The organism is Enterobacter sp. CPE_E863 (assembly GCF_046521465.1).
Lineage (GTDB): Bacteria > Pseudomonadota > Gammaproteobacteria > Enterobacterales > Enterobacteriaceae > Enterobacter > Enterobacter adelaidei.
In genome coordinates, this window is sequence record NZ_JBKFZX010000001.1 from 1,648,881 (window position 1) to 1,674,501 (window position 25,621).

The window sequence follows — 25,621 nt, forward strand, 5'->3', positions numbered from 1 at the left end:
TAAGGCCAGCTTCTGTTGTATGCTTAAGTGCAATTCATTTTCCTCTTATCCTGAGCTTTGTTACAGTGACAAGAGTTGTCAGCCAGGGATGTCAGGCGTGATAAGGTGGAAAAGCTCGTGCATGTAAAAAATACTTTCTACACAACAACCATTACCGTCATCATTGTCTCATTGATCATCTCGCTTTCGCTTGCTGTCCAAATTAGCACATCCAGACAGCAGTCAATCCAGCAAATTAATACCAGCGTTGCCAACCTGAGTCATACCCTGGATGTGTATACTGAGGGGATCATGCGCCAAAGCGAAATGCTGATTACGACGGTTTCCGACATAATCGAAATTTATGGCATGACCCCACAACAGGCGACCAATATCCAGCGGATGATAAGCAACCAGGATAATCTCCTTACCCAGATTAATAATGTGGCTGTTTACGATGTCCGGGGCGAACTCTTTACCGCATTGCACGAAACTTTTTCTGGCCCCCGGAAAGGAGTGGACAGGGCTTTTTTTATCTACCACAAGAATAATAAGAGTCAGCAGATTTTTATTGGTGAGCCTGTGGTAAGCAGAACTAATGGTAAATGGGTTATCACCATTAGCCGACGCCTTGAAACCCATACCGGAGCGTTTAATGGTGTCGTCGTTGTGACACTGGGCATCGAAAACTTTCTGGCGCTCTACGGGCAGATTAATATTGGTCATTCTGGCGTCATTGGCTTAACGACACAGTCAGGCGTCTTGCTGGTCCGTTATCCCTTTAAAAATAACTATATTGGCGCGATTGTCTCTGATTCGCCTCTCTTCAGAAAATATCTCAAGGTACAAAATACCGGGATCGCCAGTTCTATTTCCCGGTTTGATAAAATCGAACGCATTTATGCCTATGAGAAAAACACACGTTACGGACTGGTCACCACGGTGGCCGTCAGCACCGATGAAGCACTCTCTCCCTGGCGCAAGCAGGCTATTCAGCTTGCCGTTCTTATTTTCGTTTTTACCGTAATACTCATTGTGGCGTCGTATTTCCTGTATTCGGATTTATCACGAAAAACCAGAGATAACAAAGAGCTGAAGATTATTGCCTCTGAGGATGCGCTGACAGGCCTTTTCAACCGCCGCAGTTTTGATGAAAAAATACTCTCGGAAATTGCGGGTTGCATAGCGCGCGGTGCGCCGATTTCGGTGCTGATCGTGGATGTGGATTACTTCAAAAAATACAATGATAACTATGGCCATCCTGAAGGGGATCGTTGCCTGGCTCTACTGGGAGACACTCTCAGGAAAAGTCTTACCCGTGATAACCAGATTGTGGCGCGGTATGGCGGGGAGGAGTTTGCGCTGATCTTACCTGATGCAGATATCCAGGAGGCGCGGCGTATTGCTCAGACGATTATTCGTAATGTCTTCTCTTTACAAATTGAACATGCTTTTAGTCCTTTTGGGCGGGTAACGGTAAGCGTAGGGGTCTCCACTGCACGTGCTGTAGAAATAGCCGGTAGCCAGCAGAGTATTATCATTGCTGCAGACCAGGCGCTTTATCAGGCAAAACGCGCCGGCCGTAACCAGTACGCTTTTGTTGGGGTATGAGCAGAAAAAAAAGCCCACTCAAGAGTGGGCAAGAAATACTGGAAGCAATGTGAGCAATGTCGTACTGAATACTTGAGTCTTTTACTCAACCACTCAGTGTTGAGAAAGATAATCTTTCTCAACAAAAGATGCAACCCCACAATTTATGTGAAACGCTCTTTTTTGTTGGTGAATAAACAGACGCTCTCTCACTGTGATGCTTATCACAAATTTTCTTTCTCTGATCCTGTGCTATTCTTTTTGTGTCGTTGATTTAATGACAAAAACCATACAGAGAGGAAAGTTATGGGAATTTTATCCTGGATTATCTTTGGGCTTATTGCGGGTATTCTGGCGAAGTGGATCATGCCGGGCAAAGATGGCGGTGGGTTTATTGTTACCGTAATACTGGGGATTGTCGGCGCGGTCGTCGGCGGCTGGATCAGTACGCTGTTCGGTTTTGGCAAGGTCGATGGCTTTAACTTCGGCAGCTTTGTCGTTGCAGTGATTGGTGCGCTGGTTGTTCTGTTTGTCTACAGAAAAATCAAAAGCTAAATCTGAACGCGTTGAAAAAGGCTGCCAGAGGGCAGCCTTTTTTACGTAGCGGGTTTACCACCAGCCGAGCTGTGTACCGGCAAAAGCCCCAATGGCAACGATCAACATAATGAGGGTTGTTTTTCTCATTTATGCCCCCGGTGCTGCGTAACCACCGACAAAAAACCACGCCAGAAAAACCACAGCCGTTATAAAAATAACGACCGGGAAGAGGATCCCTATTCTCATATCATCACCTGTTTCGGTTTCTATAACGCCGTAGAGTGTACGGGGTTAATCCATAGTGAGAAAGCGTGTTTTGCTTTTTCCTTTCTTATCCTGATACATCGCGATATCAGCGGCGTGTAACGCACTGTCCGGATCGGTTACGTCAGGATCAACTTCGATAACGCCAATGCTGGCTCCCGGGTAAATGATATGGACACTGCCCAACCAGTATTCACCCGCAATGCAGGCGCTGAGGCGTGTTTTTAGCAGGTTTATCTGCGTGCTATCACCTTCATTGCCCGTTTTGCTCAGAGAAGCCACCAGGAACTCATCGCCGCCCAACCGGCCAATGATATCGTCCTGCAGTTTTTCTTCCGTCAAACGCTTGCCCACTTCAACCAGGAACTGGTCGCCAGCTTCATGCCCGTAACGATCGTTAATCAGTTTGAAATCATTCAGGTCAATAAACGCGATGATGGCATTACGTTTAAGGTGTCGCGCCAGAGAAAACAGGGTCGTCAGATCCTCAAAAATGGCTCGACGGTTGGGTAAGCGGGTAAGGGCATCGGTATAAGAGTGCGCGATGAGCGCGGCATTGGCTTCCCGAAGCTGGGCCACCAGAGACTCTTTCTGAATGTACTGGGCAATCAACCCGGCGAACAATTTCAGAACCTGTTCGCCGCGCTCGCTGAGCGGTTTCTTTGCCGTGCTGGTGGCGCAGAGCGTTCCGTAAAGTGAACCATCAGCAAGATGAACAGGAATACTCATGTAGGTGGTAATGCCAAGCGCTTTCGCAGCCTCGCAATCAGGCCAACGTTCAGGAACATCATTGCTGAATAGCGTATTGCTATCCAGTGCGCGCTTACACAGTGTTTCATCCCATGGAACACTCAGTCCCTCCGGGATCTCCATCTGCTTGCTGTTGCGGGCATAGAGAATATGCTGCAGTCGTGCTTTGATATCGACCTTCGTCAGATAAGTCGACTCCATATCGGTCACAATTTCCAGCATCTCCAGCAGCTGACGAACGAGACTTTCAAGGGATTGTTCAGTGGCGAGGGTTTCTGAAACACGGGCAAGGATGATATCCGACATGGCGTAGAATGACTCCCATGCAGAAGACGTCTGCATCTGCATGTTATGCTGAATTTTTAGACTTCTGGCATAGTAAAACATGAATATAGAAAATTTAATATATGCAGAGGGAGAGGCGCTGGTGAAAAAAAGCCCCGTTGTTGAGACCGGGGCAAAGACATCTTGATTACGGAATGATGTTCTCTGGTCATATCGAGAACACGTCATACTATAGTGTTGAAAAGTGCAGTTAAAATGGAGAAACCATGGAGAAAGCGCGAGTGACCCGTTACCCTTAAACTATTGATGAGTTCAAAAGGATCAACAAGATGAGATTTCTGCTTCTGGCGCTGGCGTTCCCTCTGATCGCCTGCACCACAAAAACAACGCCACCTGATGCGCCGAAACCACCACACGCTGTCGGTATGGCAAACCCGGCCTCCGTTTATTGTCTGGAGAAAGGCGGGGAACAGATCCCTGTTCAAAGCCCACAGGGTGTCCGCACGGAGTGCAAGTTACCGGGTGGCGAAGTGATCGATGAATGGACGCTTTATCGTCGCGATCATCCGCAACCCACCAGGTGACAATGACATATTGACTGCGATACACTTCTCTTTAGGATTATTCTTAGCCAGTTTCTGGCCACCTTTACCGTGAGAGAAGTATGTTTCAGCTTAAACCGGGCAGCATGGCGATGATCATCGGTGCCCGCACTGCCTCTGGTCGTCGCAATATTGGTAAATCCGTTGAGTTATTTGGTCTTTGCCAGCCTGGCTTACGTTTCGTTAACCCGGTCAATGGTGTTATGACGGAACTGCCCGCAACGGCGGATCGCGCGCTTTGGCTGGTAACGGGAGATGTCTACGCCTTTGACAATCAGCACGGCTTTGCATTTGTTCGCCCTGAACACCTGATGCCGCTTACCCCGGATGAAACACCGCAAACCCTTGATGAGCTGATGATCGACTGATTATAGATGGCGCAGCCAGTCGGCTAATACCAGGGCATGATTTTGTGTCTTATCTTTTGCGCCGTAGAGCAGGGTGACGGTCTGCTTTTTTGCCAGCTTCGCCAGGCGCATTCCTTCCTCTTTGTGCTGCGCCAGCTCTTCACGATAGGCTTCACTGAAGGCTGCGAAATCAATGGCTTCTCCGTGAAAGGCCTTGCGTAATTCATTTGACGGCGTGAGGGTTTTACACCATTCATCATACGCGAGGTCCGTTTTTTTAACTCCTCGCGGCCAGAGCCTGTCAACCAGAACCCGATAACCATCGTCCGGGCTTGCCTGCTCATAGACGCGTTTGCATTGAATCATATTTCCACCCTCCTAATTTAAGGTATTGTGATAATTGCAGAAGATCGGTAGTCTGAGGTTCCTTATGTTATCTGATAATTCCCTGGCATAAGGAACCTTTCATGGAACACCTCCCGGTAAAAACGACGCTGCGCATTGCGCTGGTTGGCGATTACAATCCTAATGTTATTGCACATCAGGCGATTCCGCTGGCCATTGACGACGCCGCAGCAGTCCTCGACCTCACCGCCGATTACGACTGGCTTGCCACGACCGAACTGACCAGTCCTGAAGATCTGGTAGGGTACGATGCCATCTGGCTGGTTCCTGCAAGCCCCTATAAAAACACGGAAGCTGCCTTTATCGCTGCACGCTATGCCCGTGAAAACAGCATTCCGTTCCTCGGTACCTGCGGTGGGTTCCAGCATGCGTTGATTGAGTATGCCCGTAACGTATTGGGCTGGAGCGATGCGGCACATGCCGAAACGGATACCGAAGGCACCATGGTGATTGCACCGTTGGCCTGTTCGCTGGTGGAAAAAACCGATGCCATTGAGCTGCGTAATAACACGCTGATCGCGAAAGCCTATGGTAAGCCGGAAATTGAAGAGGGCTATCATTGTAACTATGGCGTATCGCCGGCGTTTGCACAGGCGCTTGAAAACGGTGATATGCGCGTGACTGGCTGGGATGAGCAGGGTGAGATCCGCGCTGCAGAGTTGGTTACCCACCCCTTCTTTGTGATCACCTTATTCCAGCATGAGCGTGCGGCACTGGAAGGTCGCCCGGTGGTACTGGTACAGGCGATGCTGCGCGCGGCGCGCGGCTAAAAAAGGCAGACCCGACGGCCCGCCACAATGTTTAACGGGGCGTGATCTCCCGGTCACGCCCGGCGAGCATACCGCAGATGGCCATGACCACCGCAGCCAACGCGCAGCCCAGAAGTGGGATGCGCCAGTCTCCCGCAGTATCGTGAATTTTTCCCATCAACGGTGGACCGCAGGCAGCGAGCAGATAGCCAATTGACTGCGCCATACCGGATAACGCCGCAGCCTGGTGTGCAGAGCTGGCGCGCAGGCCGATGAACGTCAGGCCGAGGATCATCGTTGCGCCGGTGCCAAAACCGAACACCAGTGTCCACAGGACTGCCATCTCAGGTACGAACCACAATCCTGCCGCGCTGACTGCACACATCAGAGCCACAACCCCGGCGATTATCCGCTGATCCTTCAGACGATGGAGGATCAACGGCACAACAAGACCTGGTACGGCGGTGGCGAGCTGTAACAGACCATGCACCGAGCCGGCCTGTGCTTCGCTGTATCCGTGGCTGAGTAATATCGCCGGCAGCCAGCCGATGATGACATAGTAAATCAGCGAGTTAATCCCCAAAAACAGCGTCACCTGCCAGGCAAGAGCAGAGCGCCAGATCGCGCGATTATGCAACGCCCCAGCGCCCGTTACCGTCGCGACGTGTTTCTGACGCCACTGTGGCAGCCAGAGCAGCAGTGCAATCAGGGGAAACACCATCAGCATCAGCAGTGCGCCATGCCAGCCAGCGTCACCTTGTGCCAGAGGAACAATCAGCGCAGAGCCTAACGCCGCAGAGACCCCCATCGTCAGGGAATAGGCCCCGGTGAGACGGGCTACCTGACCTGGAAAATCACGTTTAATTAATCCCGGCAGCAGAACATTCCCCAGCGCAATACCGCAGCCAATTACCGCCGTACCCATGAAAAGCAACGTTGCCGAGGGCAGGGAGCGAACCGCAATCCCGGCGCAAATCAGCAGCAGGGCGATAAACAGGCTTCGCTCCATGCCGATACGCCGGGCGACACCTGCGGCGAGCGGGGAGACAAGCGCAAAAGCCAGCAGAGGCAGGGTGGTCAGCAGACCGGTTTGTGCCGTGCTTAAGCCATAATCAAGGCGAATAGCGTCGAGCAGGGGGGCTGCCCCGGTGAAGGTAACGCGCAGTGTAGTGGCAATCATCAGGATGCCTGCGATCAACAGCGCGCTTTGTTTTCCAGAGATGCGAATAGCAGTTGTCATTGTGTTCTCATACGTTCAAGCGAGGGCACACAATACCGATTTTCTCAGTGGTTGAAATCAGGCTAAAATGACAGTTTATCGCTAATATCGGACAACATGATGATCGGTCTGGGACTGGATGGCTACGATCCTGATAGCCAGCACGATGCGGCCATCGCGTTCCGCATCCGCGTGGTGGCGGAGGAACAATATATTCCATTGCATCATCACCGTAAGGGGCAGCTGATTCTGGCCCTTGGTGGTGCTATCACCTGCGAAGTAGAAAATGCCATGCTGATGGTACCGCCTCAGTATGCTGTCTGGATCCCCGGCCAGATGCCGCACAGTAACAGGGCTACGCCGGGAGCACAGCTCTGTTTTTTATTCATTGAACCCGGTGCTGCCAGTTTGCCCGATCGCTGCTGCACCCTGAAAATCTCTCCCCTGGTACGGGAACTGATTTTATCTCTGGCAGAAAAGTCGCGTGAACAGCTTCATCTTGCGGCTACGTCACGCCTGGTGGATGTCTTATTTGATGAACTGCCGCTGCAGCGTCAGGAGCATTTGCAGTTACCCGTTTCACCTCACCCCAAAATTCGGCTGATGAGTGAAAAGATGGCGGAAGAACCTGCCGCCTGGCAGACGCTGGCACAGTGGGCGAGCCACTTTGCCATGAGCGAACGCAATCTGGCGCGGCTGGTGGTGAAAGAAACCGGTTTAAGCTTTCGCCGCTGGCGTCATCAGCTGCAGTTAATTGTGGCGCTACAGCATTTGATTAGCGGGAAGTCGGTACAGCAGGTGGCACAGACACTGGGCTATGACTCTACCACCGCATTTATCACCATGTTCAGGAAGGGGCTTGGCCAGACACCGGCACGTTATATGGCTAACCTGACTACGACTTCCCAATAAACAGTGAGACCAACCCCGCTGCAATCAGTGGGCCCACTGGCACGCCGCGAAAAAGCGCTACACCCAGCACGGTTCCCACCAGCAGACCCGCCACCAGCGAGGGCTGACTGCTCATCAGCGTGACGCCGCGACCGCCCAACCACGAAACAAAAATACCGACCGCAATCGCCACCAGCGATTTCCAGTTTACAAACGAGTGCAGCAGCGTTGATGCAGGCAGCGTGCCGCTGGCGATGGGGGCCATCACCCCGATGGTGAGTATGATTATCCCGATAGTGAGGCCTTGTTTTTCTATCCACGGGAAAAAGGTGTTTAACGGGGTCACGCGCACGATGATAAGCACCAGAATCGAGATGGCGACGGTGGTGTTATGGCTGATAAAGCCGAGCGCGGCGAGCGCCAGAAGAATGAGCAGAGTCGGGTCAAACATAGGGAATCCTTGCCAAAATAATTAACTTGCTTACAGTACGCGCAAACGCGGCGCAGGACAGTTTTAAAAAGATTTTCTTGCTGTCATAACCTTGTCATTTACGCGGATTAAAACGGAGACAGATATCGCAAAAGGGATCGCCATCATGAACGATCACATGTTTGTTGAGACGCTAATTATCTCCTCGTCGTTTTTCGCTATTGCCGTTATTCTCGTTGCCTCTGTTCTGTTTTTGGAAAGAAGAGGCTGACCGGATCGTCAGCCATCGCAGCTACGCTTTATGGAAGGTCACCAGCTCAGGACGAGCGATACGCAGGTAATCCTGGGTACTCATAATCACGGATTTCTCCAGCAGACCGGCGTTGAACGCGATTTCGTCAAAACGCTCGAACAGCAGCGGGTCGGCAACCAGCGTCAGGTCGGGATGGAAGCTGAAAGGCGGGATAGCGCCAAAAACGCAGGCGGTCAGAGTATCGACTTCGGCCGGGCTGGCGAGAGACGCTTTTAATCCGCCAAAATGGCTGGCAAGCTGGCTCAGGTCGGCCTGCAGATCGGCGGCCAGGATCGCCAGAACGTGTTTTTTTACACCGTTTCCCTTCACTTTGCAGACCAGAGCTTTAGCGCCTTGCCTGAGATCGGTCCCGCGAATTTCACTCACCGCCTCACATTTCCCCACCGCCTCGTGCTCCATGACGCGAAACCGTGCGCCCTGCTCGGTGAGTAAAGCGATCAGCTGCTGGTGAGTCCCTGTCCCAATAACGTCTTCAGACATAACGATTTTCCCGGTGATAATTTAGTATGCAGATTTCTACATTAGCACGGGATGAACGGGGTCGAAAGAAAACAGCCAGCGAATTCGCTGGCTGTTGGGTCAGGCATTGCTGGTGCTCGATTGCTTATGAAACAGCTCCCTGAACACCGGATAGATGTCATCCTGGTCACGGATATGCTGCATGGCAAAGTTATCGAACATAGATTGCAGATGTTCATATTCCCGCCACAGGGTCTGGTGCGCACGACGGGTAATTTCGATATAGCTGTAGTAACGCACGACGGGCAGAATTTTCTTCGCCAGAATTTCATGACACAGCGGCGAGTCATCTGCCCAGTTATCGCCATCCGAGGCCTGCGCGGCATAAATGTTCCACTGCGCCGGGTCGTAACGCTCTTTTACCACTTCATCCATTAGCTTCAGTGCGCTTGATACAATGGTTCCCCCGGTCTCCTGGGAGTAGAAGAACTCATGCTCATCCACCTCTTTGGCCTGCGTGTGGTGGCGAATATAGACCACCTCCACGTTCTTATAGGTTCTGCTCAGGAACAGGTAGAGCAGAATATAAAAACGCTTCGCCATATCTTTGGTGGCCTGGTCCATTGAACCGGAGACGTCCATCAGACAGAACATCACGGCCTGGCTGGACGGCTCCGGACGTTTTTCGTAGTTCTTGTAGCGCAGGTCGAAGGTGTCGATAAACGGCACCCGATCGATCTTCGCCCTCAACTCAGCAATCTCTTTACGCAGGCGCTCCTCTTCCAGCAGTTGTGCCGGTTCCGTGTTTTCCACGACTTTCAGGTTGCTTTCGAGTTCGCGTAGTTCGCGACGTTTACCTGCCGTCATGGCCGTGCGTCGCGCCAGTGAATTCTGCAATGAACGCACGACGCTGATATTGGCGGGTACGCCATTGGCGGTATAGCCCGCGCGATGGGTTTTGTACTCGTTAAGCTGACGATGCTGATTCTTTCTCAGATTCGGCAGCGCCAGATCCTCAAACAGCAGGTCGAGATATTCATCTTTCGAAATCTGGAAGACAAACTCGTCCTGACCTTCACCATCCTGGCTGGCCTGTCCCTGACCGCTTCCTGAACCACCGCCGCCGCCCTGAGGACGCTCAATTCTGTCGTTCTGAACGAAGTGGTCATTACCTGGGTGTACGCGATGGCGCAGTCCGCCACGCCCCTGATGAAACATCGGTTCGCTGATGTCATCGGTAGGGATGGAGACAGATTCGCCGCTGTCGACGTCAGTCACCGAGCGTTTGTTGATGGCCTCGGAGATAGACTGTTTAATTTGCGCTTTATAACGGCGCAAGAAGCGCTGGCGGTTCACCGTGCTCTTGTTTTTGCCGTTAAGACGCCGGTCAATAAACCAGGTCATATACCCCCCGTACTGCATTTGCCAACTTGCATTTTGTAGGCCCGGTAAGCGCGAGTGCCTACCGGGCACTTGTTTTAAGACGATTTACGCACACGCAGATACCATTCGCAGAGCAGGCGAACCTGCTTGCGGGTGTAGCCTTTTTCCATCATACGGTCGACAAAGTCGTCGTGCTTTTTCTGCTCATCGGTTGAGGTTTTGGCGTTAAACGAAATAACCGGCAACAGCTCTTCGGTATTGGAGAACATTTTCTTCTCAATAACCGTGCGCAGTTTTTCGTAGCTGGTCCAGTTCGGGTTACGTCCGCTGTTATGCGCTCTGGCGCGCAGCACGAAGTTCACAATCTCGTTGCGGAAGTCTTTCGGGTTGCTGATCCCGGCAGGTTTCTCGATTTTTTCCAGCTCTGCGTTCAGGGATTCACGGTCAAACAACTGGCCGGTATCCGGGTCGCGGTACTCCTGATCCTGGATCCAGAAGTCAGCATAGGTGACATAACGGTCGAAAATGTTCTGCCCGTATTCTGAATAGGATTCCAGGTAGGCCGTCTGGATCTCTTTGCCAATGAACTCGGCGTATTTCGGGATCAGGTAGCCTTTCAGGAACTCAAGGTAGCGTTCAGCCTGTTCCTGCGGGAACTGCTCACGTTCGATTTGCTGTTCCAGTACATAGAACAGATGAACCGGGTTAGCGGCCACTTCCGCATGGTCGAAGTTAAAGACGCGGGAGAGGATCTTAAACGCGAAACGCGTAGACAGACCGTTCATCCCTTCGTCGACCCCGGCGTAATCACGGTATTCCTGATACGACTTCGCTTTCGGGTCGGTGTCTTTCAGGCTTTCACCATCGTAAACGCGCATTTTCGAGTAGATGCTGGAGTTTTCCGGCTCTTTCAGGCGCGACAGGATGGAGAAGCGTGAGAGGGTCTCCAGAGTACCGGGCGCGCAAGGGGCATGTACCAGCTCACTGTGGTTAAGCAGTTTCTCGTAAATTTTGATCTCTTCAGAGATCCGCAGGCAATAAGGCACTTTGACGATATAAACACGGTCAAGGAACGCCTCATTATTTTTGTTGTTACGGAAGGTCACCCATTCTGATTCGTTTGAGTGTGCCAGAATGATGCCGTTAAACGGCAGGGCGGAGATACCTTCCGTCCCGTTGTAGTTACCTTCCTGGGTGGCCGTCAGCAGAGGATGCAGCACTTTAATCGGTGCTTTAAACATCTCTACGAATTCCATGATCCCCTGGTTTGACCGGCACAGTGCGCCAGAATAGCCATAGGCATCCGGGTCGTTTTGCGCAAAGTTTTCCAGCTTACGAATATCGACTTTCCCCACCAGGGCTGAGATGTCCTGGTTGTTCTCATCGCCGGGTTCCGTTTTGGCGATGGCAATCTGTTCCAGAATGGATGGCCACACTTTCACTACGCGGAATTTGGTAATGTCGCCACCAAACTCATGCAGACGTTTTGCCGCCCACGGCGACATAATAGTGCCAAGATAACGACGCGGGATGCCAAATTCTTTATCCAGAATTTGCGCATCTTCCTGCGGGTTAAACAGACACAGCGGATGGTCGTTTACCGGGCTGCGTTCTCCGTTCGCACTCAGCACATAAATAGGGACGCGCTGCATCAGTGATTTCAGGCGTTCAGCCAGAGATGATTTACCACCCCCCACTGGACCCAGTAAATAGAGGATCTGTTTCTTCTCTTCCAGACCCTGGGCGGCATGCTTCAGATACGAGACAATCTGTTCGATGGCATCTTCCATACCATAGAACTCTTCAAACGCCGGATATCGGGCGACCACCCGATTCGAAAAGAGACGGGAAAGCCGGGGTTCCAGGGCAGTATCAACCATGTTTGGCTCACCAATAGCCATTAATAGCCGTTCTGCCGCATTGGCATAGGCACTGCGATCTTGCCGACAGATGGTAAGAAACTCCTGCAGTGTGAACTCTTCGTCCTTGGCAGCTTCATAGCGCTGGCGATAGTGATCGAATATATTCATGGCATGCCGTCCTTTCGTTTTTTAGCACAGGATAAGAGCCGTTCGTATGAGTAGTGGAGGCTCCCGGAAGAGAATCTCTCGCACCTCACTGCCAGAGCAGCAACCTGTGTGCCAGGTCAGACGCTAAGAACCGCAGGGTGTTCAGGAAAACTCTTCTTAAATTAAAGCGTAGATGGCATTTGCAAAACTTGCATGCCGATAAAATCTAATTTCAATGACATATCAATAACTCATCCAAAAATTTCCATTGCCGATATAAGTCATAAGGGCATTCTTCACATGGTGGTCATATAAATGAAAACGGCCTGTCATCTGAAAAATGAAAAATAACGGGTTAATCAAAGTGATTAGCAGGCAAAAAATTTGGGGAAGTACGGGTCTGGCGGTTACACTTCACCCGCTGATTATTTGACTACAGGAAAGAATGGATTGTGACCAAACTCAAACTTCTGGCATTAGGCGTACTCGCCGTAACCGCAGTTAGCACCGCACAGGCGGAAAGTCAGTGGACGGTTGGGGCGGGCGTTGGCGTCATTAACAGCCCATACAAACAGTATGACCGTGATCTTTACCCCGTTCCGGTTGTCACCTATGAAGGCGATAATTTCTGGTTCCGCGGTCTGGGCGGCGGCTATTATCTGTGGAACGATACGGCCGATAAGCTCTCCATCATGGCCTACTACGATCCGACGCACTTCAAACCAGGTGACAGTGACAGTCACGCCTTGCGTCAGCTCGACAAGCGTAAGAGCACCATGATGGCCGGTCTCTCTTATGTGCATAACACCCAGTATGGCTTCCTGCGTATCGCGCTGGCGGGAGATACGCTGGATAACAGCAACGGCTTTATCTGGGATCTGGCGTGGCTTTATCGCTACACCAACGGTGCGCTGACCCTGACGCCAGGTATTGGTGTGCAGTACAACAGTGAGAACTACAACGACTACTACTATGGCGTCTCTAAAAACGAGTCCCGTCGTAGCGGTCTGAAAAGCTACAGCGCAGATGATGGTTGGGATCCGTACCTGGAGCTGACCGCGAGCTACAACTTCCTCGGTGACTGGAACGTATACGGTACTGGTCGTTACGAGCGTCTGAGCGACGAAGTGAAAGATAGCCCAATGGTCGACAAGTCCTGGGCGGGCATTTTCTCTGTTGGTGTGACCTACAAGTTCTGATTGTGCATTAATACGGTGCAGTCAGTGCATCAAAACGGGGCGCGAGCGCCCCGTTTGCTTTATAGCGGTGCAGCGGGATTAGCGCTTAACAATGCGAATGGTTTGCCCTAAACGAGATGGTTTTTCTTCGCTGGCTTTCTGCGGCGTCGTCACGCAAGCCGTTTCTACGCAGACGAAGGTTTTGTAACCATCGTCAGGTACGTCTGCCATGCTAATAGAAACAGCCGGACCTGGGTTCCAGCCCACCACGTCGCTGTGATGGTGGTGAACCACTTCAATTCCGCGGTTCAGGGCTCCGTCGTGGATCACGCTGCACGCTTCCGGATGCTGATATACGCGGTCGGTACGATCAGGGAACGTTTGTACCCCGTCGCTGAGCTTGCCTTCTTTGGCGTTGTCCACTTTGTCGATAAAGGTATCGCCAAGACCGCTCACCTTCACTGCGTTGATATCACCCACGTTGAAATAGGTGTGCAGGGCAGAGGTGGTTTCGAACTCGCCATGGGCTTCCAGTTCAATTTCACAGGTTTTAGCCAGCTTAAAGCGGGCGTAAAGGGTGAAATCGTGCGGCCAGAGGGCGCGGGTTTCATCATTAGCCTGCAGCTCAAAGGTCAGCACTGCGCCGTTGTCATCTTCATTATGCGCTTTCAGCGTCCACTGCTGGTTACGGGCAAAACCGTGAGAAGGCAAACCCTGTTGCGCGGACGGGCCGAACCACGGCCAGCAGATCGGCACGCCACCTCGGATCGCGGCCCCTTTTTTGAAAGAGGTTGCATCACTCAGCCACAAACCTTCAACTTCTCCTTCAGGTTTCCAGGAGAGGAGGTGGGCGCCGTTCAGCGCTACGGAGGCTTTTACGCGCGGATGGTCAACGACGATAATATCGGCACCGTCGATCTGACGGCGGGAGAGCACAGGGGTAAGTTGTTCGACTACCGGAAGTGCAAAAATTTTATTAATCATTACGCAATCCTCTGTCTTTAAAGCAATAAAAAAGGCGACCGTAGTCGCCTTTTTGGATCAAGCACTCATCTCAACTTATTTGGAGATGTGAGCGATCAGGTCCAGTACTTTGTTAGAGTAGCCGGTTTCGTTGTCGTACCAGGATACCAGTTTAACGAAGTTGTCGTTCAGTGCGATACCAGCTTTAGCATCGAACACAGAAGTGCACACTTCGCCGTTGAAATCGGTAGATACAACGTCGTCTTCTGTGTAGCCCAGAACGCCTTTCATTGCGCCTTCGGAAGCAGCTTTGATTGCTTTCTTAATTTCTTCATAAGAAGCAGCTTTTTCCAGACGAACGGTCAGGTCAACAACGGATACGTTAGGAGTTGGAACGCGGAACGCCATACCAGTCAGTTTGCCATTCAGTTCTGGCAGTACTTTACCTACCGCTTTAGCAGCACCGGTAGAGGATGGGATGATGTTCTGAGCCGCGCCACGGCCACCACGCCAGTCTTTGTGAGACGGGCCATCAACGGTTTTCTGAGTAGCGGTGGTCGCGTGAACAGTAGTCATCAGACCTTCGATGATGCCGAAGTTGTCGTTGATAACTTTAGCCAGCGGTGCCAGGCAGTTGGTGGTGCAGGATGCGTTAGACACGATATCCTGGCCAGCGTAAGTTTCGAAGTTTGCACCACGAACGAACATTGGGGTGTTGTCTTTGGAAGGACCAGTCAGAACAACTTTCTTCGCACCCGCGGTAATGTGTTTACGCGCAGTTTCGTCGGTCAGGAAGATACCGGTTGCTTCAGCAACAACGTCAACACCGATTTCGTTCCATTTCAGGTTAGCTGGGTCTTTCTCAGCAGTAACGCGGATGGTTTTGCCGTTAACAACCAGGTGGCCGTCTTTCACTTCAACGGTGCCGTCGAAACGACCGTGAGTTGAGTCGTACTTCAGCATGTACGCCATGTATTCAGCGTCCAGGAGATCGTTGATACCAACGATTTCGATGTCAGAACGTTTCTGAGCAGCACGGAAAACAATACGGCCGATACGGCCAAAACCGTTGATACCTACTTTGATAGTCATATATTCCACCAGCTATTTGTTAGTGAATAAAAGGTTGCCTGTAAAATTACAAAAACCTTACGCAGCGTCAAGCGGAATCGTGTCAATCATTGCGACAAATCAATCCTGTGACTAACTTTTGTGCGACTGACTCGCCTCACTTTCCCTTTGAGCTTGCAACCAATGGGGGCTGCGCCCGGGATTTTAAAGTCCTCACAGGATAAAAATGTGAACAAGATCACAATTGCCTGACCGCTTTTTCGCGACACTTAAGTTTAGAACAAAAGTGCACGCAAGGGTGTTAATGTTTTGTTAGAATCCGGGTTAAAAGATGTCTGTTTCTACAGCGAGATGTAAGCATATGTCGAACCAACGTAACCCTGACGATTTGAAAAAAAACCTCACAGAAATGCAGTTTTACGTGACCCAGAATCACGGAACAGAACCGCCATTCACCGGGCGTTTACTGCACAACAAGCGAGACGGCGTCTACCACTGTCTGGTCTGTGATGCCCCACTGTTCAATTCCCAAACGAAATTTGATTCCGGCTGCGGCTGGCCGAGCTTTTATGAGCCGGTAAGCGATGACGCAATCCGCTATCTGACAGATTCCTCACACGGCATGGTGCGTACCGAAATTCGTTGTGGAAACTGCGACGCGCACCTTGGTCATGTCTTCCCGGATGGCCCTCAGCCAACGGGTGAACGTTTCTGTGTGAACTCGGCCTCTATGAGCTTCACCGATGACGAAAACGGCGACCAGATCAAAGGTTGAAAAAACGATTCAGCAAATTATTCCTTTGAAAAGGAGAGATCGTGAATATTGATGACATGATTAACGGTATGACGCCGGAAATTTATCAGCGTCTGGTTACCGCCGTAGAACTTGGAAAATGGCCTGATGGCGTCGCGCTTACCCCGGATCAAAAAGAGAACAGTTTGCAACTGGTGATGTTGTGGCAGGCGCGCAATAACACGGATGCGCAGCACATGACTATCGACACCCAGGGTCAGATGGTGATGAAGAGTAAGCGCGAATTGAAAGAAGACTTTGGTATCACGCCGAAGCCGATTGCGACAATGAAAATGCAATAACGGTGCGCCTCACCCAGCCCTCTCCCTGTGGGAGAGGGCTTGATTGACTCACTACTTGTGTGGGATCCCGAGCGACTCCGCCAGCTGTTTCGCTAGCAGGTTTTCGTCGTCAGCCCCGTACTCCCAGAACATCGCCCCGGCGAGACCTTTCTCTTTGATGTAGTCCGCTTTGATTGCAACGGAACGCGGGTTCTCATAGTAAATCGCAAACAGCGCGTTGCCATCGGCACCCTTCACCGAAAGCCACGGCACTTTCGCCTGATCGTCCCAGTGCTCGGTAAAACGCTTCTGCGGATCGTTCAACAGCTTCTTCACGATATCGTTGTACTTCACGTAAGTATCTTTGGTCAGGTCGTAGCCGAGAGACTTAAATAACCCGATCTCCTGAGTCCCAAAGTACGGCTGGGTGACAGGATTTTTTTGCGCATCCGGTTTGCTCCAGTCAATACCCGGTTCAACAGAGCGTTTCGGCACGCGGCCATAGAAGCCGATCCCAAGGTTCATTTGCTGTGGCTTTAACCCGGCGGCAAGATAGTTGTTCACCACAAAATCGACGCTGTACTTGTCTGCGGCAGCCACCGTCGGCCAGGCGCTGGAATCATACAGATTGGCGTTGAAGTACTGTGTACCGTACGCCATGTCATAGGTCATCAGGTTGATGTAGTCGAGCAGGGGAGCGATGGCTTTGACATCCACCCAGTTTTTCGGACTTTCCGCATTGGCGCCTACCGCGATGGTAACCAGCTTTTTGTGCCCGAAGGCATTGCGCATCTCTTTCAGCAGGGCGGTGAAATTATCCCTGTCGGCAGGCGTACTGGCAACCAGCCCCCAGGCGCCGTTGACCGGATACTCCCAGTCGAGATCGATCCCGTCCAGACCGTATTTGTCGACAATCTCCTGTGCGGAGCGGATAAATACCGCGCGCGTTTCTTTGGTTGCCGCGGCGCCGGAGAAGCCACGCGCCCCCCAGCCGCCAACGGAGAGTAGCACTTTAAGGTTTGGATTTTGTTTTCGCAGGGCAGGGATCAGGGCCAGATCGGAAGCAACTTTTGGCGATAGCCAGATCTGATGCAATTTCGCCGGATCTTTCAGCGCGGCGTTGGTTTCGTCTTTTTCGTCGTTATAGACCAGACCGAACGAGTAGTTGAGGTGGGTGATCTGGCGAACGTCCAGTTTATTGATATCACCACCCGGTCCGGCGGTGACATCGCCACCCCCGTTAAAGTAGCCCACGGACATCAGGGGTGCGGCGGAAGCAAGTGACGCGCAAAGCAAGGGTAATGCTGCCAGCAAGGGCAAACGTTTCATACAAGTTCCTCTTTGACTTAATAAAATTAACCACGCCACGGAAAAGGCGTGGCGAAAAAACAACCTGAGGAGAATAGCATTGCCGCTTCGCTGAGGATGCGAGGGAGTTCACTTTATGGGGATTGGGGAAGAAATGCCGGGTGGCGGCTTCGCCTTACCCGGCCTACTTTCTGTGGTTTTGTAGGCCGGGTAAGCGCAGCGCCACCCGGCTTAAAAGACTACGCCTGCGTCTCGAGCCAGTCTTCGAGCGTATACAGCGTCGCGCCTTCAGCGGCCATATCCATAAACGCCTGGGCGCTGTCATGCGGCTGAATGTTCACCCCTCGGCAGCCGTCGGTGATGACGCTGACGGTATAACCTAACTGGAGCGCATCCAGCACGGTGAACTTCACGCAGTAATCCGTTGCCAGACCCAGCACGATCAGCTCCGTGATTTCGTGGTGACGTAACCACGCGTCCAGCGCTGTTTTCTGGCGATGCCCGTTATCGAAAAACGCGCTATAGCTGTCGATAGCCGAGTTTTCCCCTTTATGGAACACCGCGTCGATGGCCTTCTGATTCAGGAGCGGATGCAACGCCGCACCTTCCGTCTGCTGCACGCAGTGATCCGGCCAGAAGGTTTGCGCCAGGCCGTCAAGTTCACCCTGGCTGAACGGCTCTACGTTGTGCTGACTGGCAAAACTACCGTGATTCGCCGGGTGCCAGTCCTGGCTTGCGAGAACCGCTTCACCGCGAGCTTTGCACCAGTCAATCAGCGTATTTGCCACGTCAACGGTGCTGTCACCTTCGGCGACGGCCAGCGCACCGCCCGCGCAGAAATCATTTTGCAAATCGACCAGTAGCAGGGCGCGTTGCTTCATGAGCACTCCTTATTCGTCCGGGGTCAGTTCGCCGCGCAGGTTTTGCATCATCGCGCTGCGAATGGACTGAATGTCCAGATCCTGACTCAGTAAATAGTGAAGTTTAGTCAGCGTTGCCTCAACGGTCATATCGAAGCCGCTGATCACCCCAGCATGCGCCAGCGCGTTACCGGTGGCATAGCCGCCCATGTTGACCTTTCCGGACATACACTGGGTCAGGTTCACGACCACAATTCCGCGTTCGCTCGCTTCCTGCAACTCTTTCAGGAACTCGCCGTTCTGCGGCGCATTGCCCACGCCATAGGAGCGTAAAATTAGCGCTTTTACTGGCTGACGCAGGAAGTTGCGCACCACGTCGGCGGAGATACCCGGGTAAATGGTGACCACGCCAATCGGTTGCGGAGTAATCGGATGCACAATCAGCTCGCCGGCGGTGTTCGGTGCCGGAGGCGTTCCCAGACGACGGATATGAATACCGGCTTCCAGCAGCGGCTGCAGGTTAGGGGAGGCGAAGGCGTCAAAACCGTCGGCGTGGGCTTTAGTTGTGCGGTTGCCGCGATACAGACGGTTATTAAAGAACAGCGACACTTCGTTAATCGGGTAATTCGCCGCCACGTACAGGGAGTTAAGCAGGTTGATCTGCCCGTCAGAGCGAAGCTCCGCCAACGGGATTTGCGACCCGGTGACGATAACCGGCTTGCTCAGGTTCTCCAGCATGAAGGAGAGCGCCGAGGCGGTAAAGGCCATGGTGTCTGTACCATGCAGGATCACGAAACCGTCGTACTGGTCGTAATGGGCTTTAATGTCATCCGCGATGTGCTGCCAGTCTTCCGGCGTCATGTCGGAGGAGTCCATCAGCGGCTCGTATTCGTGGATAGTAAAGTCAGGCATTTCCGGACGGTGGAATTCTGGCATCAACGCAAGCTGACGCTGAAGGTGGCCGGAGATAGGGATATAGCCGTTTTCAGAGCGCTGCATACCGATGGTACCGCCAGTGTAGGCTACATAAATCGATTTCTTCTGCATGGTAGTGAGTTCTTGTTCTTCAAAAGAAAAAAATCCCCTCTTCGCAGGAAGAGGGGACGGTTTTTAACGGACGTTCGCGCAGGTCAGGCAAAACGCGTAACGACTCTGTGGATCGTTAAAGGCCGCGAGCTTATCGCTCTCTGCTTTCATCGCTTTGGCGGCAGTCACCACTGGCGCAGGCAGGTACGCCTGCAATGCCTCAGGCAACATGGCGCGAACCGAACCGGACATACTGTTCATCACCAGATCAAAGAACGACGGTTCATCCTGGTAATACTCAACATGCCACTGCTTGAGCTTCGCCAGCTCAGCGGCTTTCTTCACCGCGTCATCGAAGTCGCCCAGGCTGTCGACCAGGCCGTTGCTCTTCGCATCCTGACCGGTCCAGACGTGACCCTGTGCAATCTGGTCTATCTGGTCCGGCGTCTTTTTACGGGAATCTGCCACCAGAGTGATAAAGCGTTTGTAGCCATTCTCAATACTGAGCTGCATCATCTCAGAAACTTCCGGCGGCAGGGATTTGGTCACCGACACATCCGCCAGCGGAGAGGTGGCAACGCCATCGGTGTGCACACCCAACGAATCAAGGCTGTTTTCCACGGTGTTGATCACCCCGAAGATGCCAATCGAGCCGGTCAGCGTGCTTGGGTTGGCCACGATGTAGTTGGCTGGCGTTGAGATCCAGTAACCACCAGAGGCGGCCATTCCACCCATTGATACGACGACCGGCTTGCCAGCGGCACGCACTGCTGCCAGTTCAGCGCGGATCACCTCTGAAGCACTGACGCTGCCCCCAGGGCTGTTCACCCGCAGGACGATCGCTTTCACTTTCGGATCCAGGCGAGCATCGCGGATTTGTGACGCGGTAGTATCACCGCCCACGTTACCCGGGGTCTCCTGACCGTCCATGATGGCTCCGTTGGCAAACACCACGGCGACGCTGTCACCGCTGTCATCCGGCTTTTTCGTTGAGTAATCATACATGCTGATGGCGCTGTAATTTTTATCCTCTTTGCTCCAGCCAAACTGCTTGCTCAGGGATTTTTCAATCTCGGCACTCGTGCCCAGAGCATCAACCAGTTTGTTATCAAGCGCATATTTCGCGGTATCACCGTCAACCTTGCGCAGGCCGTCCAGCACACCCTGCGCGCCAGGGAACACCTGCTCAGGCGTAATCTGGCGGTTAGCGGCAACGGTGCCCAGATAGTTCTGCCACAGCTCGCCAATCCAGCGGCTGTCGGCTTCACGGGCGGCAGGGGACATATCATCGCGAATAAATGGCTCAACGGCAGATTTATAGGTACCGACGCGGAAGACGTGGGTGGTGACTTTCAGCTTGTCGAGAAGGGATTTGTAGTACAGACCATTGGTGGCAAAGCCGTGCAGATCCACCGTGCCCTGCGGGGAGAGCCAGATTTTATTAGCAAAGCTCGCCAGGTAATACTGCCCCTGGCTGTAGCTGTCCCCTACGGCAATCACCGGCTTGCCGCTGTCGCGGAATTCGCGCAGGGCTTTACCGATGTACTGCATGGATGGCTGATCGCCTCCGGCAAAATCTTTCAGATCCAGCACGATCCCCGTGATGTTACGGTCGTCTTTCGCCTGACGAATGGTATCGACAATATCAAAAAGGGAGTTTTCCTGCAGGCGGTCTGAGGTTGCGCCAAACAGCTGGCGACCAATCACGCTCAGGCGACTGCTTGTGGACGGCTTATCAACAATCACGCCGGTGATATCGAGTAATAGCGCGCCGCGCGTTGAATGCTGAGCCTGATTTGCACTGCTGATGTGCATCCAGATGCCCGCGCAAACCAGAACCAGGAAGATGAAGAAGATATTCATCACCAGGTTGCGGACGAAGTTGAGCAGTCTCCACGTCCATTTAAAGAAACCGGCAAAGATTCGCCAAAGGGTTCGCATGTATTCTCCCTAACCAGAAAATGACTGTTTCCGTCGCCACTGGACGGTAATGTTGGGTTATCGTAATGACCCAACCGCCACTTGTCAGCAGGAATCGCCTGCCAGGCTGTAACAAAATCTGCCGTCGTGTTAATTTTGTGAGTAAATTTCAAGAAAGGAGTTAACCAATGGACGCACTCGAACTGCTTGTTAACCGCCGTAGCGCCTCCCGTCTGGCCGAACCTGCCCCGGCAGGCGAGCAGCTGGAGAACATTCTGCGTGCCGGCATGCGTGCCCCGGATCATGGCACGCTGCAGCCGTGGCACTTCTTTGTGATTGAAGGCGAAGGCCGCGATCGTTTCAGTCAGCTGCTGGAGCAGGGCGCGATTGCCGCCGGACAGGATGAGAAAGGTATCGACAAGGCGCGCAGTGCCCCGTTCCGCGCACCGATGATCATCGCCGTCGTGGCAAAATGCCAGCCAGACCATAAAGTGCCGGTCTGGGAACAGGAAATGTCCGCAGGCTGTGCGGTGATGGCGATGCAAATGGCTGCCGTCGCGCAAGGGTTTAACGGTATCTGGCGCACCGGTGCATTAACCGAAAGCCCGGTGGTTCGTGACGGTTTTGATTGCGGTGAGCATGACAAAATTGTCGGTTTCCTCTACCTCGGCACTCCACAGCTTAAAGCCTCCAGCACCATCAGCGTGCCGGACACCACGCCTTTCGTCAGCCGTTTCTGATAACGCACGCTAAACTGTCTGGATTCTGAGCATCTGCCGCAGAATTCAGACAGTCATACTTACCTCTTTATGGAATGAGCGCTACCATAGCGCGATTGAGATGACAGGAGACGTCCATGAGCGAGCAAACCATTCGTTTAACGCAGTACAGCCACGGAGCCGGTTGCGGTTGTAAAATTTCCCCGAAAGTGCTGGAGACCATCCTGCACAGTGAACAGGCGAAGTTTGTCGACCCGAACCTGCTTGTTGGCAATGAAACGCGCGACGATGCTGCAGTTTATGACTTAGGTAACGGCACCAGCATTATCAGTACCACCGACTTCTTTATGCCGATTGTCGACAATCCGTTCGATTTTGGGCGCATTGCGGCCACCAACGCCATCAGCGATATTTTCGCCATGGGCGGTAAGCCGATTATGGCGATTGCCATTCTGGGCTGGCCGATCAACACCATCCCGCCGGAAGTTGCCCGCGAGGTGATCGAGGGTGGGCGTTTTGCCTGCCAGCAGGCGGGGATTGCGCTGGCCGGCGGTCACTCGATTGATGCGCCTGAGCCTATTTTTGGCCTCGCCGTCACTGGCGTGGTTCCTACTGAACGCGTGAAGCGCAACAGCACTGCGCAGGCAGGCTGCAAACTGTTCCTTACCAAGCCGCTGGGCATTGGCGTACTCACTACCGCTGAGAAAAAATCCCTGCTCAAACCGGAGCACAAAGGGCTGGCAACGGAAGTCATGTGCCAGATGAACCTCGCCGGTGCGGCTTTCGCCAACATTGACGGCGTGAAGGCGATGACTGACGTGACCGGCTTTGGTCTGTTGGGACATCTTTCCGAGGTCTGTCAGGGGGCGGGCGTGCAGGCGCAGGTCTGGTATCAGGATGTGCCGAAGCTGCCGGGCGTGGAAGAGTATATTGCTCAGGGCGCGGTTCCGGGCGGTACGCAGCGCAACTTCGCCAGCTATGGTCATTTGATGGGCGAGATGCCTGAAGAATGGCGTAACCTGCTGTGCGATCCGCAAACCTCTGGCGGCCTGCTGCTGGCGGTCACACCGGAATCCGAAGCAGAGGTACAGGCGACTGCCGCCGAGTTTGGTATTACCCTGACGGCGATCGGTGAGCTGGTGACCGCGCGCGGTGGTCGACCGATGATTGAGATCCGTTAATTCGATGCGGTTGTTTATTGCCGAAAAGCCGAGTCTGGCGCGAGCCATCGCCGATGTGCTACCTAAACCGCATCGCAAAGGCGATGGCTTTATCGAATGTGGCAACGGGCAGGTGGTCACCTGGTGTATTGGTCACCTGCTTGAGCAGGCGCAGCCGGATGTCTACGACAGCCGCTATGCCCGCTGGAATCTGAACGATCTGCCCATTGTGCCAGATAAATGGCGCCTGCAACCCCGGCCTTCGGTCACCAAACAGCTCAACGTGATCAAGCGCTTCCTGCATGAGGCCACTGAAATCGTCCACGCGGGTGACCCGGACAGAGAAGGGCAACTGTTGGTCGATGAAGTGCTGGACTATCTGGAACTGGCACCGGAAAAGCGTCAGCAGGTGCAGCGTTGCCTGATTAACGACCTCAACCCACAGGCCGTTGAACGAGCGATCTCCCGTCTGCGCGCCAACAGCGAGTTTATCCCACTGTGCGTCTCCGCGCTGGCCCGCGCCCGTGCGGACTGGCTGTACGGGATTAACATGACCCGTGCGTATACCATTCTTGGGCGTAACGCGGGTTATCAGGGCGTGCTCTCTGTGGGCCGTGTGCAAACGCCGGTGTTGGGGCTTGTTGTGCGTCGCGACGAGGAGATTGAGAACTTTGTCGCCAAAGATTTCTTTGAAGTGAAAGCGCATATCGTCACGCCTAAAGACGAACGCTTTACCGCTGTCTGGCAGCCGAGCGATGCCTGTGAGTCGTATCAGGACGAAGAGGGGCGACTGCTGCACCGTCCGCTGGCGGATCATGTGGTTAACCGCATTACAGGTCAGCCGGCTATCGTTACCAGCTATAACGATAAACGGGAATCAGAACCGGCACCATTGCCGTTCTCGCTATCAGCCCTGCAGATTGAGGCCGCGAAGCGCTTTGGCCTCAGCGCGCAGAACGTGCTGGACATCTGCCAGAAGCTCTACGAAACCCACAAGCTGATCACCTATCCGCGTTCGGATAGTCGTTATTTGCCGGAAGAGCATTTTGCCGTACGTCATTCGGTGATGAACGCCATTAGCGTCCACGCGCCGGATCTGCTGCCGCAACCGGCGGTGAACCCGGATACCCATAACCGCTGCTGGGACGATAAAAAGGTGGATGCTCACCATGCGATTATCCCGACGGCGCGCGCCAGCAACGTCAATCTGACCGATAACGAAGCGAAGGTTTATAACCTGATTGCCCGTCAGTACCTGATGCAGTTCTGCCCGGACGCGGTGTTCCGCAAGTGCGTTATTGAGCTGGAGATTGTCAAAGGCAAGTTTGTCGCCAAAGCGCGTTTCCTTGCAGAAGCAGGCTGGCGTACGCTGTTGGGGAACAAAGAGCGTGATGAAGAGAACGACGGCACGCCGCTGCCTGTCGTCGCCAAAGATGACGAACTGCTGTGTGAGAAGGGCGAAGTGGATGAACGTCAAACCCAGCCGCCACGCCATTTCACGGATGCGACGCTGCTTTCAGCCATGACGGGAATAGCCCGTTTTGTGCAGGATAAAGATCTGAAGAAGATCCTGCGCGCAACCGATGGATTGGGTACCGAAGCAACGCGTGCAGGTATTATAGAACTGCTGTTTAAGCGCGGTTTTCTGGAGAAAAAAGGGCGTTACATCCATTCAACGGAACCCGGACGCGCACTGATTCATTCGCTGCCTGAGCTGGCGGCAAGGCCAGACATGACGGCGCACTGGGAGTCCGTGCTGACGCAAATCAGCGAAAAGCAGTGCCGCTATCAGGACTTTATGCAGCCGCTGGTGGGGACGCTTTATCAGCTGATCGATCAGGCGCGCAGCACGCCGGTGAAGCGGTTCCGAGGGATGGTTGCGCCAGGTGCTGGCGCGAAGAAACCCTTTAAAAAGAAGAAGAGTGCGGCCTGACACACGGTTTTTCTCCCTCTTCCGGTGGGAGAGGGCTGGGGTAGAATAAATACCCTATTTAAAATTATTATAAAATAACTGATTAGAGAGTAATTTCTTTGGTCAGTTTTTTTACGTTCAAAGAAAAGTTCAAATTCCAAAAGGACAAACACCCTCCTTTTCTGATTTATGCAGATTATTGCATAAACAGCATTCCG

The 25,621-nt window shown here is 53.0% G+C and carries 27 protein-coding genes; 13 read left to right on the plus strand and 14 right to left on the minus strand.

What is annotated here, in order from left to right:
* Positions 1-105 precede the first annotated feature (105 nt).
* Positions 106-1,590 carry a diguanylate cyclase gene (locus ACLHV8_RS08085; protein WP_410376855.1) on the plus strand — a complete coding sequence of 495 codons (1,485 nt, stop codon included), beginning with the start codon at positions 106-108 and terminating at the stop codon, positions 1,588-1,590.
* 285 nt (positions 1,591-1,875) lie between these two features.
* Positions 1,876-2,124, plus strand: a complete 249-nt coding sequence (locus tag ACLHV8_RS08090) for a GlsB/YeaQ/YmgE family stress response membrane protein (protein WP_028019003.1) — start codon at positions 1,876-1,878, stop codon at positions 2,122-2,124.
* A 129-nt stretch (positions 2,125-2,253) separates the two neighbouring features.
* On the opposite strand, the gene ACLHV8_RS08095 is transcribed toward ACLHV8_RS08090, so the two are convergent.
* Both ACLHV8_RS08095 and ACLHV8_RS08100 read right to left on the minus strand, forming a co-directional pair.
* Complete coding sequence (locus ACLHV8_RS08095) at positions 2,254-2,352, minus strand: YoaK family small membrane protein (RefSeq protein ID WP_014883431.1); 99 nt, start codon at positions 2,350-2,352, stop codon at positions 2,254-2,256.
* Between the two features lie 45 nt (positions 2,353-2,397).
* Entirely contained in the window at positions 2,398-3,426 is a 1,029-nt protein-coding gene (locus tag ACLHV8_RS08100) for a sensor domain-containing diguanylate cyclase (RefSeq protein WP_208593956.1), read from the minus strand.
* A 308-nt stretch (positions 3,427-3,734) separates the two neighbouring features.
* Between ACLHV8_RS08100 and ACLHV8_RS08105 the strand changes: the two genes are divergently transcribed.
* Positions 3,735-3,989, plus strand: a complete 255-nt coding sequence (locus tag ACLHV8_RS08105; protein ID WP_208593849.1) for a DUF333 domain-containing protein — start codon at positions 3,735-3,737, stop codon at positions 3,987-3,989.
* 80 nt (positions 3,990-4,069) lie between these two features.
* Positions 4,070-4,375, plus strand: a complete 306-nt coding sequence (locus ACLHV8_RS08110) for a hypothetical protein (protein WP_028019000.1) — start codon at positions 4,070-4,072, stop codon at positions 4,373-4,375.
* Here ACLHV8_RS08110 and ACLHV8_RS08115 read toward each other — a convergent pair whose 3' ends face one another.
* Complete coding sequence (locus tag ACLHV8_RS08115; protein WP_208593850.1) at positions 4,376-4,720, minus strand: DUF488 domain-containing protein; 345 nt, start codon at positions 4,718-4,720, stop codon at positions 4,376-4,378.
* A gap of 101 nt (positions 4,721-4,821) precedes the next feature.
* Here ACLHV8_RS08115 and ACLHV8_RS08120 point away from each other — a divergent pair, with 101 nt between their 5' ends.
* Entirely contained in the window at positions 4,822-5,529 is a 708-nt protein-coding gene (locus ACLHV8_RS08120) for a CTP synthase (RefSeq protein WP_128348725.1), read from the plus strand.
* Between the two features lie 31 nt (positions 5,530-5,560).
* Here the strand turns inward: ACLHV8_RS08120 and ACLHV8_RS08125 are convergent, their stop codons facing one another.
* Positions 5,561-6,748, minus strand: a complete 1,188-nt coding sequence (locus ACLHV8_RS08125; protein ID WP_410376856.1) for a CynX/NimT family MFS transporter — start codon at positions 6,746-6,748, stop codon at positions 5,561-5,563.
* 99 nt (positions 6,749-6,847) lie between these two features.
* Between ACLHV8_RS08125 and ACLHV8_RS08130 the strand changes: the two genes are divergently transcribed.
* Positions 6,848-7,639, plus strand: a complete 792-nt coding sequence (locus tag ACLHV8_RS08130) for an AraC family transcriptional regulator (protein WP_028018996.1) — start codon at positions 6,848-6,850, stop codon at positions 7,637-7,639.
* Here ACLHV8_RS08130 and ACLHV8_RS08135 read toward each other — a convergent pair.
* The gene (locus ACLHV8_RS08135) at positions 7,623-8,069 is read right to left on the minus strand and encodes a DUF441 domain-containing protein (RefSeq protein WP_008500737.1); all 447 of its coding nucleotides are present in this window, start codon (positions 8,067-8,069) and stop codon (positions 7,623-7,625) included. The genes ACLHV8_RS08130 and ACLHV8_RS08135 overlap by 17 nt on opposite strands.
* Before the next feature lie 145 nt (positions 8,070-8,214).
* Here ACLHV8_RS08135 and yoaI point away from each other — a divergent pair, with 145 nt between their 5' ends.
* Entirely contained in the window at positions 8,215-8,319 is a 105-nt protein-coding gene (yoaI, locus tag ACLHV8_RS08140) for a small membrane protein YoaI (protein WP_088205013.1), read from the plus strand.
* Between the two features lie 21 nt (positions 8,320-8,340).
* Here yoaI and ACLHV8_RS08145 read toward each other — a convergent pair whose 3' ends face one another.
* The 3 genes from ACLHV8_RS08145 to yeaG form a co-directional block, all read right to left on the minus strand.
* The gene (locus ACLHV8_RS08145) at positions 8,341-8,841 is read right to left on the minus strand and encodes a YbaK/prolyl-tRNA synthetase associated domain-containing protein (RefSeq protein WP_208593852.1); all 501 of its coding nucleotides are present in this window, start codon (positions 8,839-8,841) and stop codon (positions 8,341-8,343) included.
* Positions 8,842-8,940: 99 nt separating this feature from the next.
* Positions 8,941-10,224 carry a YeaH/YhbH family protein gene (locus ACLHV8_RS08150; RefSeq protein ID WP_049007855.1) on the minus strand — a complete coding sequence of 428 codons (1,284 nt, stop codon included), beginning with the start codon at positions 10,222-10,224 and terminating at the stop codon, positions 8,941-8,943.
* Between the two features lie 74 nt (positions 10,225-10,298).
* A complete protein-coding gene (gene yeaG, locus ACLHV8_RS08155) occupies positions 10,299-12,233 on the minus strand; it encodes a protein kinase YeaG (protein WP_028018993.1) in 1,935 nt (644 codons plus the stop codon).
* 431 nt (positions 12,234-12,664) lie between these two features.
* Here yeaG and ACLHV8_RS08160 point away from each other — a divergent pair, with 431 nt between their 5' ends.
* Positions 12,665-13,411, plus strand: coding sequence for a MipA/OmpV family protein (locus ACLHV8_RS08160; protein WP_208593853.1), 747 nt, complete (start codon positions 12,665-12,667; stop codon positions 13,409-13,411).
* Positions 13,412-13,489: 78 nt separating this feature from the next.
* Here ACLHV8_RS08160 and ACLHV8_RS08165 read toward each other — a convergent pair whose 3' ends face one another.
* Entirely contained in the window at positions 13,490-14,374 is an 885-nt protein-coding gene (locus ACLHV8_RS08165) for a D-hexose-6-phosphate mutarotase (RefSeq protein ID WP_208593854.1), read from the minus strand.
* Between the two features lie 75 nt (positions 14,375-14,449).
* The gene (gapA, locus tag ACLHV8_RS08170; protein WP_014831506.1) at positions 14,450-15,445 is read right to left on the minus strand and encodes a glyceraldehyde-3-phosphate dehydrogenase; all 996 of its coding nucleotides are present in this window, start codon (positions 15,443-15,445) and stop codon (positions 14,450-14,452) included.
* Positions 15,446-15,785: 340 nt separating this feature from the next.
* Here gapA and msrB point away from each other — a divergent pair, with 340 nt between their 5' ends.
* Together msrB and ACLHV8_RS08180 are read left to right on the plus strand one after the other, a co-directional pair.
* The gene (gene msrB / locus ACLHV8_RS08175) at positions 15,786-16,199 is read left to right on the plus strand and encodes a peptide-methionine (R)-S-oxide reductase MsrB (RefSeq protein WP_028017182.1); all 414 of its coding nucleotides are present in this window, start codon (positions 15,786-15,788) and stop codon (positions 16,197-16,199) included.
* Between the two features lie 41 nt (positions 16,200-16,240).
* Positions 16,241-16,519: a YeaC family protein gene (locus tag ACLHV8_RS08180; RefSeq protein ID WP_028017183.1), complete on the plus strand. Its 279-nt coding sequence runs from the start codon at positions 16,241-16,243 to the stop codon at positions 16,517-16,519.
* Between the two features lie 51 nt (positions 16,520-16,570).
* Here the strand turns inward: ACLHV8_RS08180 and ACLHV8_RS08185 are convergent, their stop codons facing one another.
* The 4 genes from ACLHV8_RS08185 to sppA all read right to left on the minus strand — a co-directional run bounded on the left by ACLHV8_RS08185 (position 16,571) and on the right by sppA (position 21,633).
* On the minus strand, positions 16,571-17,827 hold the full coding sequence (locus ACLHV8_RS08185; protein ID WP_208593855.1) for a glycoside hydrolase family 18 protein: 1,257 nt from the start codon (positions 17,825-17,827) through the stop codon (positions 16,571-16,573).
* A gap of 218 nt (positions 17,828-18,045) precedes the next feature.
* Entirely contained in the window at positions 18,046-18,687 is a 642-nt protein-coding gene (gene pncA / locus ACLHV8_RS08190) for a bifunctional nicotinamidase/pyrazinamidase (RefSeq protein ID WP_208593856.1), read from the minus strand.
* 9 nt (positions 18,688-18,696) lie between these two features.
* On the minus strand, positions 18,697-19,713 hold the full coding sequence (ansA, locus tag ACLHV8_RS08195) for an asparaginase (RefSeq protein ID WP_208593857.1): 1,017 nt from the start codon (positions 19,711-19,713) through the stop codon (positions 18,697-18,699).
* Between the two features lie 63 nt (positions 19,714-19,776).
* Positions 19,777-21,633 (minus strand): signal peptide peptidase SppA, encoded by a 1,857-nt coding sequence (gene sppA, locus ACLHV8_RS08200; RefSeq protein ID WP_028017186.1) that lies wholly within the window; start codon positions 21,631-21,633, stop codon positions 19,777-19,779.
* 167 nt (positions 21,634-21,800) lie between these two features.
* Between sppA and ACLHV8_RS08205 the strand changes: the two genes are divergently transcribed.
* The 3 genes from ACLHV8_RS08205 to ACLHV8_RS08215 all read left to right on the plus strand — a co-directional run bounded on the left by ACLHV8_RS08205 (position 21,801) and on the right by ACLHV8_RS08215 (position 25,424).
* On the plus strand, positions 21,801-22,352 hold the full coding sequence (locus ACLHV8_RS08205; protein ID WP_108090175.1) for an NAD(P)H nitroreductase: 552 nt from the start codon (positions 21,801-21,803) through the stop codon (positions 22,350-22,352).
* A 116-nt stretch (positions 22,353-22,468) separates the two neighbouring features.
* Positions 22,469-23,512 (plus strand): selenide, water dikinase SelD, encoded by a 1,044-nt coding sequence (gene selD / locus ACLHV8_RS08210; protein ID WP_028017188.1) that lies wholly within the window; start codon positions 22,469-22,471, stop codon positions 23,510-23,512.
* 4 nt (positions 23,513-23,516) lie between these two features.
* The gene (locus ACLHV8_RS08215; protein WP_208593858.1) at positions 23,517-25,424 is read left to right on the plus strand and encodes a DNA topoisomerase III; all 1,908 of its coding nucleotides are present in this window, start codon (positions 23,517-23,519) and stop codon (positions 25,422-25,424) included.
* The last annotated feature ends 197 nt before the right edge of the window (positions 25,425-25,621 follow it).

Bases quoted from the DNA above. Each gene is read 5' to 3' on its own strand.
- ACLHV8_RS08090 (WP_028019003.1), top strand. From the start codon at position 1,876: ATGGGAATTTTATCCTGGATTATCTTTGGGCTTATTGCGGGTATTCTG.
- ACLHV8_RS08095 (WP_014883431.1), bottom strand. From the start codon at position 2,352: ATGAGAATAGGGATCCTCTTCCCGGTCGTTATTTTTATAACGGCTGTG.
- ACLHV8_RS08100 (WP_208593956.1), bottom strand. From the start codon at position 3,426: ATGTCGGATATCATCCTTGCCCGTGTTTCAGAAACCCTCGCCACTGAA.
- ACLHV8_RS08105 (WP_208593849.1), top strand. From the start codon at position 3,735: ATGAGATTTCTGCTTCTGGCGCTGGCGTTCCCTCTGATCGCCTGCACC.
- ACLHV8_RS08110 (WP_028019000.1), top strand. From the start codon at position 4,070: ATGTTTCAGCTTAAACCGGGCAGCATGGCGATGATCATCGGTGCCCGC.
- ACLHV8_RS08115 (WP_208593850.1), bottom strand. From the start codon at position 4,720: ATGATTCAATGCAAACGCGTCTATGAGCAGGCAAGCCCGGACGATGGT.
- ACLHV8_RS08120 (WP_128348725.1), top strand. From the start codon at position 4,822: ATGGAACACCTCCCGGTAAAAACGACGCTGCGCATTGCGCTGGTTGGC.
- ACLHV8_RS08125 (WP_410376856.1), bottom strand. From the start codon at position 6,748: ATGACAACTGCTATTCGCATCTCTGGAAAACAAAGCGCGCTGTTGATC.
- ACLHV8_RS08130 (WP_028018996.1), top strand. From the start codon at position 6,848: ATGATCGGTCTGGGACTGGATGGCTACGATCCTGATAGCCAGCACGAT.
- ACLHV8_RS08135 (WP_008500737.1), bottom strand. From the start codon at position 8,069: ATGTTTGACCCGACTCTGCTCATTCTTCTGGCGCTCGCCGCGCTCGGC.
- yoaI (WP_088205013.1), top strand. From the start codon at position 8,215: ATGAACGATCACATGTTTGTTGAGACGCTAATTATCTCCTCGTCGTTT.
- ACLHV8_RS08145 (WP_208593852.1), bottom strand. From the start codon at position 8,841: ATGTCTGAAGACGTTATTGGGACAGGGACTCACCAGCAGCTGATCGCT.
- ACLHV8_RS08150 (WP_049007855.1), bottom strand. From the start codon at position 10,224: ATGACCTGGTTTATTGACCGGCGTCTTAACGGCAAAAACAAGAGCACG.
- yeaG (WP_028018993.1), bottom strand. From the start codon at position 12,233: ATGAATATATTCGATCACTATCGCCAGCGCTATGAAGCTGCCAAGGAC.
- ACLHV8_RS08165 (WP_208593854.1), bottom strand. From the start codon at position 14,374: ATGATTAATAAAATTTTTGCACTTCCGGTAGTCGAACAACTTACCCCT.
- gapA (WP_014831506.1), bottom strand. From the start codon at position 15,445: ATGACTATCAAAGTAGGTATCAACGGTTTTGGCCGTATCGGCCGTATT.
- msrB (WP_028017182.1), top strand. From the start codon at position 15,786: ATGTCGAACCAACGTAACCCTGACGATTTGAAAAAAAACCTCACAGAA.
- ACLHV8_RS08185 (WP_208593855.1), bottom strand. From the start codon at position 17,827: ATGAAACGTTTGCCCTTGCTGGCAGCATTACCCTTGCTTTGCGCGTCA.
- pncA (WP_208593856.1), bottom strand. From the start codon at position 18,687: ATGAAGCAACGCGCCCTGCTACTGGTCGATTTGCAAAATGATTTCTGC.
- ansA (WP_208593857.1), bottom strand. From the start codon at position 19,713: ATGCAGAAGAAATCGATTTATGTAGCCTACACTGGCGGTACCATCGGT.
- sppA (WP_028017186.1), bottom strand. From the start codon at position 21,633: ATGCGAACCCTTTGGCGAATCTTTGCCGGTTTCTTTAAATGGACGTGG.
- ACLHV8_RS08205 (WP_108090175.1), top strand. From the start codon at position 21,801: ATGGACGCACTCGAACTGCTTGTTAACCGCCGTAGCGCCTCCCGTCTG.
- selD (WP_028017188.1), top strand. From the start codon at position 22,469: ATGAGCGAGCAAACCATTCGTTTAACGCAGTACAGCCACGGAGCCGGT.
- ACLHV8_RS08215 (WP_208593858.1), top strand. From the start codon at position 23,517: ATGCGGTTGTTTATTGCCGAAAAGCCGAGTCTGGCGCGAGCCATCGCC.